The sequence below is a fragment of the Hymenobacter telluris genome (genome assembly GCF_017313265.1).
GTDB classification, from domain to species: domain Bacteria; phylum Bacteroidota; class Bacteroidia; order Cytophagales; family Hymenobacteraceae; genus Hymenobacter; species Hymenobacter telluris.
This window is the reverse complement of record NZ_JAFLQZ010000005.1, coordinates 131232-147127: the sequence shown is the minus strand read 5'-3', so window position 1 is coordinate 147127 and position 15896 is coordinate 131232. Positions and strand designations below refer to the sequence as shown.

The window sequence follows — 15896 nt, the reverse complement described above, 5'->3', positions numbered from 1 at the left end:
CTGGCCGCTTGTTGGAATAGTTCTTTATTAAGCAGATTCGCAGGAAATCTTTTCGCGCAGGCGGTGTTATTACCTTGATAATCACTCACGTTCTTGCCTGTGTTCTTCCGAAAATTTGATATCCGTCGGCTGCGTCTCACCTTCTTGCTATGGGCCGGCTTGGGCGTAGCAGCAGGCAGCGGCTGCTCCAAAGACAACACCTTACCTGCGGAAGCCCCGGCTGCCGCCGAAACGCACCTCGTCAACAGCACCCTAATCGGTGAGTACAGCACCACGGCGCTGGCTGGCCGGGTCTCTAACATTCCGATAGCTGGTGCGCTGGTACGCTACCCCATCCGGGTGTACAAGCTGACCTACACCACCCGCAACACCGATGGCCAGCCGGTGACGGCCTCGGGGGCGCTGCTGGTGCCGGTAACCACTACGGCGCTGCCGCTGCTCAGCTACCAGCACGGCACCATCCGGCCCGATGACGAAGACCGCGCCCCCTCGTACTACAGTGCCAGCAGTGAGGTGTACTCGGCGGTATTAGTGCTGGCCTCCACCGGTTACATCGTGTCGGCGCCCGACTATATTGGGTATGGGGCCAGCAAGGCGCTGCCGCACCCGTATGAGCACGGCGAGTCGTTGGCCTCGGCGTCGTTGGACATGCTGCGGGCCACTAAGGAGTTCTGCGAGAAAGAAAAGGTGACGCTCAACAAAAAGAACTTCCTGCTGGGCTACTCTGAAGGCGGTTACGCCACCATGGCGCTGCACAAGCTGATAGAGGAGAAGTACCCCACCGAATTCATGGTTACGGCCAGCGCGCCGGGGGCCGGGGCCTACCACAAATCGGCCTTTGCTGATTACATCCTGGCTTCCACGCAGCCGCTGAATTTCCTGAGCACCTACGTGTGGGTACTCGACACCTACAACCGGGTGTACGGCATCAACCGGCCCCTGACCTATTATTACAACCCGCCCTACGCCGCGCAGCTGCAAGCCAACCCGTTCAGTGCCGTGCCCGACCGCGCCAACGAGCTGTTCACGACTGGTTTCCGCACCGGCATCCTCAATAAGACCGATGCCGCCATGGCCGCCGCTTTCCGCGCCAACGACCTCCACGACTGGCAGCCCAAAGCGCCCCTGGCCCTTTTCCACGGCACCGCCGACGACTACGTGCCCTACTTCAACTCCGAGGATGCCTACCGCGCCATGCGCGCCCGCGGGGCCACGCAGGTATCGTTGCACCCTATTCAGGGCGGCAACCACTTCACTTCGGTAGCGCAATACACGCTGGAGGCGCTGGGCTTCATTACCCAGTACTACTAAGGTGAGGTGTCGGGCAGTTATTGCAATGCTCTGCCCTGTACCAAGCAAGAAGCCGGATTCCGCAAGCAAACGTTGCGAAATCCGGCTTCTTGCTTTCCGGTAACTAGTCAGTTGAAATCTTACCGCTCCAGCAGCATAGCCCCGTAAGAGTAGCCGCCACCAAACACGGTAATAACCACTCGGTTGCCCTCCACCAGCTGGTTCCAGGTGTCGCCGAGGCCGATGGCGGCGCCGGCGCAACCGGTGTTGCCGAGCTGCTCGATGTTGGATACGGCCCGCTCAGGAGCCATGCCCAGCTGCTTCACCACGTTTTTGGTGATGCGTAGGTTGGCCTGGTGCGGAATCAGGTAGGTTACGTCAGCTACGGCCAGGTGCTGGCGCTCCAGCAATTGCTCGGTTACGCGGGCCATGTAGGTGCAGGCATGCGTGAATACGTCGCGGCCGTGGGGCATCACAATGCCTTTTTCCACGGGCTTCAGCGTTACGGCTTCGTCGGCTTTGCCTACCACGGCGGCGCCGCCGGTTATCACCTCCACAATGCGCAGGTCACTAGGCGAAATTCGCTCTTTGCTGATGAGTAGGGTGGAAGCGCCGTCGCCCCAGAGGTGGCCGGCCATGGTGTCCTGCTCGTTGTTGTAGGCGGTGTTGTGCTCACTCACTACCACCACCGCCCGCGAGGCTTTGCCGGTAGCAAAATAGCCTTCCACAATTTCCACCGCGTTCAGCAGCGACGAGCAGGCCGAAGAAATACTCACCACCGGAATTTCATTGACCCCCAGCTCGCGCTGCACGGCGTGGGCCAGCGTGTAAATGGTGTCGTGGGGGGTGTAAGTGGCACCAACAATCAGGTCCACGGAGCTGGCGGGGAAGGTGGGAGCCTGCGCCAACGCGCGCCGGGTGGCCTCAATGGCCATGGTGTTGGTGTTTTCGCCGGGGCCGGCTTTGCGCCGCTCCCGAATGCCGGTGCGCTCAATTATCCAGTCGGAAGCTAGGCCGTTGAGGCGCGTGAAATGCTCGTTGGTTACTACGTAATCGGGCAGATAAGCTGCCACCTGGTGAATATACACGGAGAAGAAACGGTCGGGTTGGAGCGAAAACAGCTGTAAAGGTACGAGGCTGTAACCGGACCGTAAGGACTGATTAGCAGCGGGGCTCGTACTTTGCAAGGCGCTTTTGCGTTCAAACGCCGAAATAGGAGCCTAGTTCCCTTCCGTTGGTTACAAGATTATGATGTTTCACCGTTCTGTTTTCTTCCGCTTCTCGTTGCTGCTTGTGGTAGTGCTGCTGCTGAGTGCCACCCTGCCGGCGCAGGCTCAGAAATACCGCACCGCCGCCGGGCTCCGGCTCAGCTCCGGCATGTACGGCCTCACGGTGCAGCAAAAAATCCTGCCCAAAACCACGCTGGAAGGCCTGGCCCTGGCTGGTTCGCGCGAAGTAACCGCCACGGTACTGGCCGAGCAGCACTTCGGCTTGCTCGGGCCCAGCCTGAATTATTACCTCGGGGCCGGCGGGCACGTGGGCAACCACAAAGACACGGGGGCTTTCGGCGGGGTTGACTTCATTGTGGGGGCCGAATACAAGATTGCGCTCAGCCGCTTCGTTATTGCCGCCGACTTCAAGCCCAGCATCGAGTTCAACTCCAACGATTGGGCCCGGTTCCCCACCGCCTTTTCGGTGCGCTACATCCTCATCAAGGAAAAGAAGAGCGGTTTCCTCAACGACATTTTTGGCGGCGACAAAGACAGCAAAAACAACAAAAAAAAGGCCCCAAGCCAGCGCCGGGGCCTCTTTGATTGGTGAGGTGGTGAGATAGTGAAATGGTGAGTTTGCTGTTCCGATGGCGCAAGTGGCGCAGGTAGAACAGCAAACTCACCATCTCACCACCTCACCACCTCACCATCTCACCTATTCCTGCCGAACCCGGCCGCTGCCGGCGGTGGAGCTGCTGACTTTGGCGCCGCCCGTCACGTACACGTTGCCCGAGCCGGAAATGCTGGCCTCTAGGGTTTCGGTGGCGTTTATGCGGCAGTTGCCGGAGCCACTGATGCGCACTTCGCACTTTTGCGTCCGGAGCTTAGAGGCCTGCACGTTGCCGGAACCACTGATGCGGGTAGCTTGCCGGGAAGCCGACCCGCCGCTGATACTAATGTCGCCGGAACCCGACACGGTAGTTTTCAGGTCGTCGGCCTGCACTGGGCCAAGCTCCATCGTACCCGAGCCGCTGACGTTGAGGTCCAGTTCTTTGGCTTTCACGCCGTCGGCAGCCTTCATTCTGCCCGAGCCGCTTACGGTGAGGGCGTTGATGCTGGGTACGGTTACGTACACCGTCACGGGGCCTTTGAACTTGTAGTTCGACCAGCTCATGCCTTTCTCCTGCTTGGTGCCGATGCGCAGCCGGCTGCTGCTGACAGTGGTTTCGATGTGAGTAAGATCTTCGTCATTTGCATCGACCACCACTTTCTGAGGGCTGCCCTGCACCAGGATTACCGTGGCCGAACCCGCCAGCGTAACTTGGCTGAAGGCCGCAACTTCGCGGGTTTCGCGGCCGGCCGTAGCGGCAAAGCCCGACAGCAGTATGGCGCCGGTAAGAAGCGAGGAAAAGAGGCTGCGCAACGTTTTCATGGCAAATGGTTGGTTGAAGTGAGGAATCGTACTGGAAGATGCAGCCTTCTGCTCAACCGTTGCCCGGCTTCCTGCGCCCAAAGAAGTAAACCTCACGCACCGGCTGGCACGTGTCCTGCCTCTGGTTGGGAAAACACACCCTGAAGAAATCCGCGCTGAAAAGTAAAGCCATTGGGCGCGGTTTTTTGTGCAGCTTTAGGTTTCTGATTGGGCCGTGCTTCGGCCGCTTTAAAGTAGCCTTGCCATGCACCCCCACGACCAGCTTCTGCACCGTTTCTACCAGGCTTTCCAGCGCCGCGACCATGCCGGTATGGCGGCTTGCTACCATCCCGAAGCTACGTTTGAAGATGCCATTTTCCGGTTGCAGGGCCCGGCTATTGGCAAGATGTGGCGCATGCTTTGTGAGCGGGGGCAGGATATGCGCTTAGCCTACAACGACATCCGGGCCGATGCGCAGCAAGGCAGTGCCACCTGGGACGCGCACTACACGTTTTCGCAAACCCGCCGCCCGGTGCACAACCACGTGCAAGCCCGCTTCACGTTTCAGGATGGCCTGATTCGTACTCACCACGACGAGTTCAGCTTTTGGCGTTGGTCGCGGCAGGCGCTGGGGCCTACCGGCTGGCTGCTGGGCTGGTCGGGCTGGCTGCAAAACAAGGTGCGCAAGTCGGCCGCCGAAGGACTGGCAAACTACCGGGCCTCTTCCGACAAAGCCGCCGCCGGTTCCGGGAGTGCCAGGCGGCTGCCTGTAGATAGGGCTTAGTAGTGCGTGTGGTTGACGACGGTGCTTTTCAGGTAGTCGCGGTTTTTCTTGAGGTCGGGGCGGCGGGCTTGGGCGGTGCGGCTACCGTACACCGCAAGCCGGCCGCGGGCCAGCGTAATCACCTGCTCGGCCCCGGTGCCCATAAAATCGAACATGTGAAACACCGGGTCGGGAAAGTACAGCTCGCCCGTACCGGCATCGTTGAGGCGGAACTTAAACCAGAACAGCGCCGTGGAACCGTCGCCGAGCCAGTTGCCGCGCACGAAGTCGGGGTTGCCGTTGAGGGGGTTGCCGGGCCACTTTTTCAGCAGCGTACCCTGGTTGTCGAACCAGTAAAGCTGGCTGGACAGGTACGGCTCCCCAATGGCGCGGTTGCCGTAGGTGCGCCCGCCAATCACCACCTGCGGGCCCGGCACACCCCGCAGAAAGTCACCTACGGCCAGCTGTTGGCTGTGCTCGGCGGTGTTCTGCCAAATGATTTTGCCGGTCAGGGCTTCGTACACAAACACGCCGGTTTCACTGTTGGCCGTCACGATGTCGAGCTTGCCGTCGTGGTTTACGTCCGCAAATTTGTAGCTGTCGGCGTGGTCGTGGTTGTCGGGCAGCAAATCAAACCGGTTCCAGATTTCCTGGCCGTTGTGGTCGAGCAGCAGCGTGCCCACCAGCACCTCATCCAGGCCGTCGTGGTTGAGGTCAACGGGGTAGATATAGTGGCCGAGGTTGTCTTTCTTGCGGGTTTCGGTGTGTTGCCAGAGCTGTTTGAGGGCCGGTGAATAGGCGGTGATGGTGATGGTGCCGCCCATATCCGTAAACACCACCACATCGTTGGGGCCATCAGCATGCAGCTTGGCCACGGCCAGCCGAAAGTTGTTGTAGGCGTGGGGCAGCGGCCGGGTCGGCCACGGCGTTTTGCGCTTTATTTTGCCGGTCCGGCCATCGGCTACCACCAAGTACTCCTGGCCTTCCAGCTGCCGCCAATGCACCACCTCGGCTTTCCCGTCTTGGTCGAAGTCCCAGACCACGCCGGGCGCTTCAAACTCCGAGCGTTCCTTGGTGTATTCGGTGGGGGCCTGGTAGCTCCACAGCTGGCGGCCGTCGTGGTCGAAAACGTGGGCCGAAAAGTCGGGCTCCAGCACCAGAAAGTCGGTTTTGCCGTCGCCGGTTACGTCGCCGAACTTCACGGCGTTGGAGGCCGGAATCGAGTAGCTTTTCAGGAGCTGCACATCTTCGAGCAGTTGGTACGGGCGCACGTCGTCTTCGCGCAGGGCGGGGTTCTTACTGAGCGCCAGCACATCAAACGCCGGCCCACTGTCAATGCGGGTTATCTTGATGCTGACGGTACCCGCCGGCAATTCAAACGTGCCCCCGGCCTGCCAGCTCAGCGGTGCCTGTCCAAACGTGGCGGTAGTTACCTTGTCGTTGAGAGCTACTTTGAAGCCGGTCTTCCGCTCGCCCTGGCTGCGCACGTACAGGTGGTACGTACCGGCCTCGGGCACCGTCACTTTGGTCATGAGGTTGGTTTCCGACTTCAGCACCAAGGCCGTGTTGTTGAACACCCAGGGCGCTTTCAGGGCGTCGGCATCGGCAATGAGGTTGCCCTTGGGAATCTCCTGCAAGAAGTCGGATGCGGGAATGAGCACGGTAGCCGGCAGCGGGGCCGGGCGGCTGGTAGCGGCAGGTGTTTGCTGAGCCCAGGCGGATAGCCCATGGGCAAGCGCCAGCAGGCAAATAAGGAAGCGGGTGGTCATGGTGGCAGGGGCAGGAGTAGAGTGGTAAACCAATACTATCGGTTTGCGCAGGGCAAAGTGTCCTGTACTTGCCTGTCAGGGCTGGCGAATAGCAATACCATCTGCCACGCTGGTTACGGTGTCACCAAAAAGCCCTTGTGCCGGCCGGCACAAGGGCTTTTCTGTTCTCCACAAAAACTAGCTTACTAGCTCTCGTTGCCCGACCTACCAAATCGTTACGCGGGCTGAGTCGGGGCGGTAGAGCTTGTCGGTGGGCTTTACGTTGAAGGCTTCGTAGAACGCGGGCACGTCGGCGAAGGGGCCGTTTACGCGGTAGCTGGCGGGGGAATGTACGTCGGTGAGGATGCGCTGGGCCAGGGTTTCATCACGCTGGTGGCTTTGCCAGCCGAGGGCGTACCCCAGAAAGTAGCGCTGCGTGGGCGTGATGCCGCCTATTTTCTCACCCTTCTTGTACTGCTCGGTTTTCTTGAAGGCATCGAAGGCAATGACGATGCCGCCCAGGTCGGCAATGTTTTCGCCGGCCGTGGCCTTGCCATTGATGTGTAAGGAGTCGAGCACGGTGTAGCCGTTGAACTGGCGCACGATGCCATTCACGCGCTGCTGGAAAGCGGCCCGGTCTTTCTTGCTCCACCAGTTGCGCAGGTTGCCTTTCTCGTCGAACTGGCTGCCTTCGTCGTCAAAGCCGTGGGTTAGCTCGTGCCCGATGGTGCTGGCCCCCGCGTAGCCGTAGATAATGGCGTCGTCGGCGTCGGCATCCTTGAGGCCCGGAATAGCGAAAATGGCGGCCGGCAACACAATTTCGTTGTTGCTTGGGTTGTAGTAGGCGTTGTACGTCTGCGGGCTCATGCCCCACTCGGTGCGGTCAACGGGCTTGCCCAGCTTGTTGAGGTTGAAGCGGTAGTTCCACTGGTTGGCGCGCATCATGTTGGCGGCATAGGAGTCGCGCTTGATGTCCAGGGCCGAGTAGTCTTTCCAGTTGTCGGGGTAGCCTACTTTCGGGGTGATGCGGGTGAGCTTCACCAGGGCCTTTTGCTTGGTGGAGTCGCTCATCCAGGTCAGGGCCTGAATATGCTCCCGGAAGGCGGCCACCACGTTTTCAGTGAGCTTGGCGTAGCGGGCCTTGGTTTCGGGCGCGAAATACTCTTTCACGAATAGCTGGCCCAGCGCCTCACCCATGGCGTTTTCTTCGTCGTCGAGCACCCGTTTCCAGCGGGCGCGCTGCTCTTTGCGGCCTTGCAGCACGGTGCCGTAAAAGCGGAAGTTTTCGTTGTCGAAGGGCGTGCTGAGGCGCTCGGCGTAGGTGTGCAGCAGCTGCCATTGCAGGTAGGCGCGCCAGTCTTCTACGGGGGTGGTGCGCAGCAGGCGGCCGGCTTCGCGGTAGAACTCTGGCTGGCCCACAATAACGGTATCAACCTTACCCAGGTCCAGCTGCGTGAGCCAGGCTTTCCAGTCGAGGCCGGGCGTGAGCTTGCTCAGGTCCGCCACGGCCATCTTGTTGTAGTTGGCGTACGGGTCGCGCAAGTCTTCCAGCTTGCGCGACGAGCCCGCCAGTGCCGTTTCCAGCTTTACAACCTGGGCGCTATGGCGCTGCGCCGTGGCGGCGTCTTCGCCTAGCAGCGTCAGCATCTTGGTGATGTGGCCGCCGTACTCGTTGCGGATGTTGGTGGTGCGCTTGTCTTTATTGAAGTAGTAGTCCCGGTTGGGGAGGCCCAGGCCCGCCTGGTACAGGTACAGCGCCATCTTCTCGCTGTTTTTGGCGTCTTGGTCGATTTCTACCCCTAGCAGCGCATTCACGTTCAGCGGCAGCAAGCGGGCAATGGCGGCCTGCACATCGGCGGGGGTGCGCAAGGCAGCCAGGCGGTCCAGTTCGGGTTTCAGCGGAGCCAAACCCTGCTTGTCAACCGCCACCGAATCCATGCCGGTGGCCCAAAAATCCCCGATTTTCTGCTGAGTTGACCCCGCCGCGGCGTTGGCGCTGGCCGCTTCTTTGTTGAGCGCCAGCAGGCGGGCGTACACTTCGTCCTGCACTTCCTTGCCGATGCTCCAGCTGCTTTCCGAGGTCGGAATGGGGTGTTTCTTCAGCCACGCACCGTTGGCGTACTGGAAAAAATCGTCGCCGGGGCGGACGGTGGTATCGAGGTTGGCTTGCAGCAAATCGGGTTGGCCGGCGCCGGACTTCCCGCCCGATTGGCAGCCACCCAAAGCCAGTGCTACGGCCGGCGCGGCCAGCAGCCACCGCCGAGAAAACAAGAAATTCATTGTGCGGGAGAAAGAAAAGTGAACGATGCGCAAGCGTGAAAGTACTGGTTCCGAAGTGATGAAAGAAGCACGGTAAACGGAACAGGTTGCAAGGCCGTGTCATGGAGTTCGGGTGGAAAGGCCGCGCCAGCTCAAGCCGGGCTAAAGTCTAGTTCCCCTCCTTGGGTAAGGAGGGGCCAGGAGTAGTTGACCGGCCGTTGAACGACTGACTAGCTTTAGTTTCTACTTCTGGTTTGCAACCACCCCTATCCCGCCGCCGCTGCTTGATGCGCGGAATCATCTGAGGGGAGCTGGAGTTGCAGCTCAATTTGAATTGGCCAGGAAGAAGCAAGGATGAAATGCTGCTTGGCCCGTATGAAGCTAAAGGCTGCCATTGCTTCCTGATTCGCATTTTATCTACTGCCTATGTCGCTCAAGCTGTTAGTGCTGCTCAACTTCACGCTGGCCGTATACCTCACCGGCGTTATCTGGACGGTGCAGCTGGTGCATTACCCTGGTTTCGCGCAAGTAGCACCCGACAGGTTTGTGGCGTTTCATCAGCAGCATTCCAGCCGAATTAGTTGGGTGGTGATGGGCCCGATGGTGCTGGAACTGGCGCTGGCGGCGTGGCTGGCGTGGCAGGGGCGCGAGCTGGGCGTGGGCGTATGGTGGGCGCTGGCGCTGGTGCTGCTGGTGTGGGCGGCCACGTTCTTCGTGTCGGTACCGTTCCACAACCGCCTGGCCCACGGCTACGACTACGTGGTCATTGATGGGCTGGTGCGCACCAACTGGCTCCGGACCCTGGCCTGGACGGTGCGCAGCGGCCTGCTGGGGTGGCTGCTGTGGCGGCTGTAAGCTGGGTTGACTATCTTTCGCCCGCTATTCAACTTGCCTGGTATGCTACCCCCCGCCGCCGACTTTCTGCCCGAACTAGAGTTTCAAACCAGCCGCAGCAGCGGGCCGGGCGGCCAGAACGTGAACAAGGTGGAATCTAGAGTGGAGCTACGGTTCCGGCTGCCCGAGTCGCAGCTGCTCACCGACGAACAGAAGCAGGTGCTGCAAGTGAAGCTGGCTTCCAAGCTTACCACCGACGGCGAACTGCTGGTAGTGGCCCAGGAAGACCGAAGCCAGTTGCGCAACAAGGAAACGGCCCTGCGCAAATTCCACGAAATGCTAACCAAAGCCCTGCACAAGCCCAAAGCCCGCAAAGCCACCAAGCCCAGCAAAGGAGCCGTGCGCCAGCGCCTGGAATCCAAGAAAAAGCAAGGCGACAAAAAAGCCAACCGCGGCCGGGTGGATTATTGACTGGATGAGTGGGTGAGTGGATGAAAGGATGATTGGGTGAGTGGATGAATGCACGATGAGCTATTTAATAATCATCCAATCATTTCTTCACCCACTCACCCAAGCACTCATTCCCCCTCAATTCAGATCCAACCCGAATAGCACCCCAAACCACGGTTTGCGCTGGTACAGCCAGTGGCGGCCGTCGGGGCCCAGCAGCTGGTCGAAGCCAATAGCCAGACCCAGGTTGAAGATGCGGGCATCGTAGATGGTGGCTGCGCCGGCGTGCACTACAAAGCCCTCGTACTCGGCCACGCGGGTTTGCTGGTTGGTTACATCGGGGTTGATGATGGTGGAACCCAGGCCCGTAAACAAGCCGTAGCCTAAGCCCACCGTCCGGATTTGCGGCTCCTGGCGCCCGTTTAAATGCTGCCGGCTATTGACGTGGTAGAAATCGAGTCGCCGCCCAAAGTACAGGGCCGCGTTGAAGTTGGTGTTGAGCTGCACCGGCACCGGGCCCTGCGGCGGACGGGCCTTGAAGGGAATCGTGAAAACGTCGAGGTCGAACTTGCGGTCCAGCAGAATCACGTGCTTGCCCCGGCGCACCGCGTAGCTGAACTGCCGCGCCGCGCCGCCTGCCGGCTGCGCCAAGAACGTCAGCGAATCGTGCTTTTGCTCCACGTACAAAGCCCGGTCCCGGCCTACCGTAGCCGCTAAAGCAGGGTCGTTGGTGCGGAAAAACTGGTAGTCGCCGGGCTCCAGCGTGGGTAGGCGCCCCACCGCCGCGCAGCCCGTTAGCAACGTGCTGGCCGCCACCGGCAGCAAGCCAGGCCAGCCGGAAACGCAGCGCAGAAAGTTGAAGTGCGGCATAGGCTTCATTCAATCACTCAATCATTCAGTCACCCATTCTTTTAAATCCAGCCTTTGCGCTTGAACCAGATGTAGATACCCACCGATATGACCACCATACTCACCATGGCAATGGGGTAGCCCAGCCGCCAGGTAAGCTCCGGCATGTGCTGGAAATTCATGCCGTAGATACCGGCAATGAAGGTAAGCGGCAGGAAAAACGCCGAAAACACCGTGAGTACCCGCATGGCCTCGTTGGTCCGCTGCGACGACAACGACAGGTACAGGTTCATGAGGTTGGTAGCGCCGCCATCCAGCTGCTGGTACATGGTTTCCACTTTCACCTGCAAATCCTGGGTGTCTTGCAGCAGCGTGCTGTCGTTGGTGTTGGCCGCCGTTTGCCGCCGCAGCATGATCAGAATGTCGCGGGTGAGGAGCAGCAGCTGCTTGGCGGCCGAGGCTTTGCGTTTCAGAAAGTACAAACCCTGCAAGGCGTTGGGCACTTCCTGCTTCAGAAAGATTTCAGCCTCGTAATCATCCAGTTCCTTGGTGAGCGTCAGGGCGGGCTGCACGTAGCTATTGAGGGCGTAGCGCACGATATGAATGGCCACTTCCACTGGCGAGTCGCACTCTTCGCCGGGGGCCCGCGCTATATTCTTGAGGGCGCTCAACACCGGGTGCGGCCGCCGATGCACCGTAATCAGGTACTTCGAGGAGTAGAAGATGGCAATCTTGGTGCTCAACTCCTGAATGGTATCGGCCTGGGTGCTTTCGGGCATGCTGAACACGCGCAGAATCACGAAGTTCAAGCCGTTAGTCGATTCGAACTTGGGCAGGTGGGTTGGCTCCAGGCAGTCCAGCACCAAAGAGTCGGGCAAGTCGTATTCTTCGGCTACGGCTTGCAGCTCAGCGGCGGTAGGGCCGGTAATATCAAGCCAAGCAAAATCGGCTTCCTGGCGCGTGAGAAGGGTTTCAGTCATTGCTGTTAGCTGCTAGCTATTGGCTAGTAGCTGTTGGCTTACGTTCAACAGAAGGCTAACGGCTAGCTTACGGGAAGAGAAAGCCACTCGCTAACAGCCAGCAGCTAACAGCCAAAATAACTACAGTAGCGTGCCGCGCAGCACCATAGTAGCCACCGAGAAGTAGATAATCAGGCCGGTTACGTCCACCAGCGTAGCCACGAAGGGGGCCGAAGCCGTGGCCGGGTCGAGGCCCAGGCGCTTGAGCAGCATGGGCAGCATGGCCCCGGCCAGCGCGCCCCACAGCACAATGCCCAGCAGCGAGAAACCCACCGTAATAGCAATCAGCTGCCAGTATTGACCGAAATAACCAGGGTCAACTACAGTGGCCCACAGCACGATGCGGAACGACCCCACTACGCCCAGAATCAAGCCCAGCAGCAAGCCCGACTGAATTTCGCGGCGCAGTACCAGCCACCAGTCGCTGAGTGTAAACTCGCCCAAACTCATAGCCCGGATAATGAGCGAAGTGGCCTGGGAACCCGCATTGCCACCCGCCGAAATAATAAGCGGAATAAACAAGCCCAGCACGGCGGCCTTCTGCAAGTCGTCCTCGAAGTGGTGCATGGCCGAGGTGGTCAGCATTTCGCCGATGAGCAGAATCACCAGCCAGCCGGCCCGCTTTTTCACCATGCTCCAGATGGACGTGGCCAAATACGGCTCGTCGAGCGCCTCCGAGCCCCCGAGCTTCTGAATGTCCTCGGTGTCTTCTTCTTCCCGGATATCCAGAATGTCGTCAATCGTCACGATGCCGAACAGTACGCCTTCGTCGTTCACCACGGGCAGGGCGCCCCGGTCGTTGCGCCGGAACACGTCGATGGCCTCTTCCTGGTCCTGCATGGCCCTGAGCGACACGTAGCGGTGGTCCATCAGCTCGCGCACCTGTTTCTGCGGGTCGGCCAGCAGCAGTTCCCGAATTCGGATGTCGTCGATGAGTACGCCTCGCCCATCCGTCACGTAGAGCATGCTCAGCGTTTCCGACTGGCCGCCGTGCCGCCGGATGTAGTCGAACACCTGCTGCACCGTCCAGTTTTCCCGAATGGCAATGTAGTCGGGCGTCATTAGGCGGCCCACCGAGTACTCGGGGTAGCCCAGCAGCTCCAGCGTCACCTTGCGCTCCGACTCCGACAGCGTCTGAATCAGCTCCCGCACCAGCTCGTCGGGCAGAAATTCCAGCAGCGCCGTCCGGTCGTCGGGCGACATTTCGTTGAGGATGTTGGTGATTTTCTCCTGCGTCAGGTTGGTCAGGAAGTGTTTTTGCACTTCCAGGTCCAGATACTCGAATACCTGCGTGGCCAGCCGCAGCGGCAGCAGCCGAAAAATAATTAGTTGCTCCCGTTCTTCTTCTTCCTCAATCAGCTCCACCAACTCGGCCGGTTCATAAAGCTTGAGGAGTTCTTTGAGTTTGAAAAACTCGCCCTCCTGAATCAGGGACGTGATGTGGTCGGTGGTCGGATGCTGATTCATGTAAGTAGAAGGGCAGTGTCTCGCTAGGCAAGGGGAATTGGTGATTGAAACGGCGCGCAAAAATAGCCGGATTCCATGGCTCAACCGCACTGTACTAGAAAAATAGCTGTTCTGTTTCGTGCGGTTGCCAAGGCCGAAGCTGCACCGTGCAAAATGGATAACACGTGAGTAAAGTTGGCGTAACATGCCAAGCCACCGTTCTTCGCTAGGCTTACCAGCGCGCTGCCGCCAACCGGTTTACAGGGCTTTTAGGGTCGAAGTGCAGACAGGACTGTTTTTGTACCAGCCAAAAATTGCGGCGGCCCGTACATTTGAGCGTCCTCTTCGCGCTACTCATGCCCCAACCAACGCCTGCTGCTTTGCCCCTCGGCACTCTTGTTGCCCTCGGTGGCGGCGACGACGATGCCCTGCTCGCCCTGCTCTGCGACATGCTGCCCACGCTGGATACGCCGGTCGAAATCCTGACTACGGCCTCCAGCAACCCCTCCCGCACCGCCGGGGCCTACGAAAAAGCCTTCCACGATTTGGGCTGCACCGCCGTCCGGCACTTACCCGTGAACGAGCACCACCCCGCCGACGCGCCGGCCACCCTGCGCCGGCTAAGCCGGGCCGGCCTGGTATTTTTCACCGGCGGCGACCAGGAGCGAATTGCGGAATACCTGCGCGGCACCGAGTTTCTCAAGCAGCTCCAGCACCGCTTTCAAACCGAGGCCAGCTTCATCATATCGGGTACCAGTGCCGGCGCGGCCGCCTTGCCCGGCCACATGCTGGTGGAAGGCTACGGCTGGCGGGCCATGCGCAAAGGCGGCATCCAAACGATGCGCGGCCTGGGGCTGCTACCCAACCTGTTCATCGACCAGCATTTTGTGGAGCGGGGCCGTTTCGGGCGCCTGATGCACGCCCTGCTGGCGCATCCTAGTTACCTGGGCCTGGGGCTGTCCGAGGAAACCGGCATCATTGTGCGGGGCGGGGCCGTGGCCGAAGTATTTGGCGACGGCCTCATGATAGTGGTGGATGGCAACCACTTGCAAAGCAACAACATCGGGCGGGCCGGCCGCGGCGAGCCGGTAAGCGGCCAAGATTTGCGTGTGCACTTGCTGGTAGCCGGCCAGCAGCTGGATTTGCATACACGGCAGATTGTAAAGGTGTGAAATAACAATATAACTTGCACTATACTGCGGCAAAATGCTGTTAATTAAGTACTTACTCACTTGGTAATTGTAGTGCCTAAAATCTTGTCGAAATTTGTTAGGCAAGCCTACTAATTATTGCTTTTTTCGCATACATTTAATCCCTCAGTCCCCAATTCTCACCCATTTCTTGTTTTTATGGACTCTAAAATTTTACTCCTTGCGGGAGGCGCGTTGCTGTCCGCAACGGTAGCCTCAGCAGGTGGTTATCAGGTGACGCTGGCCGGGCAAAAAAACAACGGCATGGGCGGCGTCGGGGTGGGTCTGTCGCTCGACCAGGCCGCCATGTTTTACAATCCTGGAGCCCTGGCCATGGTGCGCGACCGGGGCGTGCAAGTGGGCGTCAATTTCACGCTGGCCCGCAATGCGTATGTGGCCGAAGGTGGTAGCCAGCAGCGGGAGTTGCGCAACAGCACCGTTACGCCGTTCAACTTATACGCTGGGTTTGGTCCGGCCGAAGGCAAGTTCCGGGCTGGTATTGCAGTGTATACGCCGTTCGGTAGCAAGCTGCAATACGCCAATGGCTGGGAAGGCCGCACTTCTCTAACGGATATTACGCTGGAGTCCATTTACGTACAGCCTACCTTCAGCTACGCCATTACCGATAAGCTGAGCATCGGGGCGGGCCTGATGATTCTGGCGTATGGCGCAGTGAACCTGCAACGCGACATTGCGCTGCCCGATTCGTTTGGCCACATCGAGCTGGATGGCAAAGCCGAAAAAAAGCTGGGCTATAATGCTGGTATTTTCTTCAAGCCGTCGGAGAAGCTGAGCGTTGGTATCAGTCACCGCTCCAAGATTGATGCACAGGTGAAAGGTGGCGACGTAACCTTCTCCAATATATCGTCCAGTTTTGCCTCGCGCTTCGAAGCAACCAAATTTGATGCCTCCCTGCCGCTACCAGCTACCACCAGCCTCGGTATCGGCGTTATGCCCAACGAGAACCTGACTATTGGGTTGGATGTAAACTTTGTACAGTGGAGTGCATACCGCGTGTTGCGTTTCGACTTCGATAAGCAAGTGAACGGCAACACCTTCAGCGAGTCGAAGCGCTACTATCAGGATGCGCTGACGTTCCGCGTAGGGGGCCAGTACAAGCTCACCAGCGGCCTGACCGTGCGGGCCGGTGGCAGCTATGATGCCACGCCCGTGAAAGACGGCTATGTAACGCCCGAAACGCCCGATAACGACCGGGTTAGTGGTACGCTGGGAGCCTCCTACTCATTCGGTAAGTTCGGCCTGGATATATCGGGGCAGTACATTTCCATCAAGAAGCGCACCCAAACCGCGCAGGAATTGCTCAATAACGGCACCACCGACCGGATTGCCGGTACCTACAAAACCAATATTGTGATTCCAGGCCTGGGCCTGAACTACAACTTCTAACCGCGCCGCGTCTCCACCC

Annotated in this window: 14 protein-coding genes; 7 read left to right on the top strand and 7 right to left on the bottom strand. The window is 59.4% G+C overall.

Annotation, left to right across the window (positions count from 1 at the left end; all coding sequences use genetic code 11):
• Positions 1–99: 99 nt before the first annotated feature.
• Positions 100–1311, top strand: a complete 1212-nt coding sequence (locus tag J0X19_RS10210) for an alpha/beta hydrolase family protein (RefSeq protein ID WP_317194766.1) — start codon at positions 100–102, stop codon at positions 1309–1311.
• Between the two features lie 119 nt (positions 1312–1430).
• Here the strand turns inward: J0X19_RS10210 and J0X19_RS10205 are convergent, their stop codons facing one another.
• Positions 1431–2378: a 3-oxoacyl-ACP synthase III family protein gene (locus tag J0X19_RS10205; protein ID WP_206984255.1), complete on the bottom strand. Its 948-nt coding sequence runs from the start codon at positions 2376–2378 to the stop codon at positions 1431–1433.
• 160 nt (positions 2379–2538) lie between these two features.
• Here J0X19_RS10205 and J0X19_RS10200 point away from each other — a divergent pair, with 160 nt between their 5' ends.
• The gene (locus tag J0X19_RS10200; protein ID WP_206984254.1) at positions 2539–3111 is read left to right on the top strand and encodes a hypothetical protein; all 573 of its coding nucleotides are present in this window, start codon (positions 2539–2541) and stop codon (positions 3109–3111) included.
• A 105-nt stretch (positions 3112–3216) separates the two neighbouring features.
• On the opposite strand, the gene J0X19_RS10195 is transcribed toward J0X19_RS10200, so the two are convergent.
• On the bottom strand, positions 3217–3933 hold the full coding sequence (locus J0X19_RS10195; RefSeq protein ID WP_206984253.1) for a head GIN domain-containing protein: 717 nt from the start codon (positions 3931–3933) through the stop codon (positions 3217–3219).
• Between the two features lie 244 nt (positions 3934–4177).
• Here J0X19_RS10195 and J0X19_RS10190 point away from each other — a divergent pair, with 244 nt between their 5' ends.
• Positions 4178–4696 (top strand): nuclear transport factor 2 family protein, encoded by a 519-nt coding sequence (locus tag J0X19_RS10190; protein ID WP_206984252.1) that lies wholly within the window; start codon positions 4178–4180, stop codon positions 4694–4696.
• Here J0X19_RS10190 and J0X19_RS10185 read toward each other — a convergent pair.
• Positions 4693–6444, bottom strand: a complete 1752-nt coding sequence (locus J0X19_RS10185; RefSeq protein ID WP_206984251.1) for a rhamnogalacturonan lyase family protein — start codon at positions 6442–6444, stop codon at positions 4693–4695. The two genes, J0X19_RS10190 and J0X19_RS10185, sit on opposite strands and share 4 nt — an antisense overlap.
• Positions 6445–6648: 204 nt before the next feature.
• Entirely contained in the window at positions 6649–8703 is a 2055-nt protein-coding gene (locus J0X19_RS10180; protein WP_206984250.1) for a M13 family metallopeptidase, read from the bottom strand.
• Positions 8704–9108: 405 nt separating this feature from the next.
• On the opposite strand from J0X19_RS10180, the gene J0X19_RS10175 reads away from it, so the two are divergent.
• Both J0X19_RS10175 and arfB read left to right on the top strand, forming a co-directional pair.
• The gene (locus J0X19_RS10175) at positions 9109–9537 is read left to right on the top strand and encodes a hypothetical protein (RefSeq protein WP_206984249.1); all 429 of its coding nucleotides are present in this window, start codon (positions 9109–9111) and stop codon (positions 9535–9537) included.
• A 42-nt stretch (positions 9538–9579) separates the two neighbouring features.
• Positions 9580–9987 carry an alternative ribosome rescue aminoacyl-tRNA hydrolase ArfB gene (arfB, locus tag J0X19_RS10170; protein ID WP_206984248.1) on the top strand — a complete coding sequence of 136 codons (408 nt, stop codon included), beginning with the start codon at positions 9580–9582 and terminating at the stop codon, positions 9985–9987.
• 117 nt (positions 9988–10104) lie between these two features.
• Here arfB and J0X19_RS10165 read toward each other — a convergent pair whose 3' ends face one another.
• The 3 genes from J0X19_RS10165 to mgtE all read right to left on the bottom strand — a co-directional run bounded on the left by J0X19_RS10165 (position 10105) and on the right by mgtE (position 13301).
• Complete coding sequence (locus tag J0X19_RS10165) at positions 10105–10836, bottom strand: hypothetical protein (protein ID WP_206984247.1); 732 nt, start codon at positions 10834–10836, stop codon at positions 10105–10107.
• Between the two features lie 41 nt (positions 10837–10877).
• Complete coding sequence (locus J0X19_RS10160; RefSeq protein ID WP_206984246.1) at positions 10878–11795, bottom strand: magnesium transporter CorA family protein; 918 nt, start codon at positions 11793–11795, stop codon at positions 10878–10880.
• 120 nt (positions 11796–11915) lie between these two features.
• Positions 11916–13301, bottom strand: coding sequence for a magnesium transporter (mgtE, locus tag J0X19_RS10155; RefSeq protein ID WP_206984245.1), 1386 nt, complete (start codon positions 13299–13301; stop codon positions 11916–11918).
• A gap of 335 nt (positions 13302–13636) precedes the next feature.
• On the opposite strand from mgtE, the gene J0X19_RS10150 reads away from it, so the two are divergent.
• Positions 13637–14452 (top strand): cyanophycinase, encoded by an 816-nt coding sequence (locus tag J0X19_RS10150; RefSeq protein ID WP_206984244.1) that lies wholly within the window; start codon positions 13637–13639, stop codon positions 14450–14452.
• Between the two features lie 177 nt (positions 14453–14629).
• Entirely contained in the window at positions 14630–15877 is a 1248-nt protein-coding gene (locus J0X19_RS10145) for an OmpP1/FadL family transporter (RefSeq protein ID WP_206984243.1), read from the top strand.
• The last annotated feature ends 19 nt before the right edge of the window (positions 15878–15896 follow it).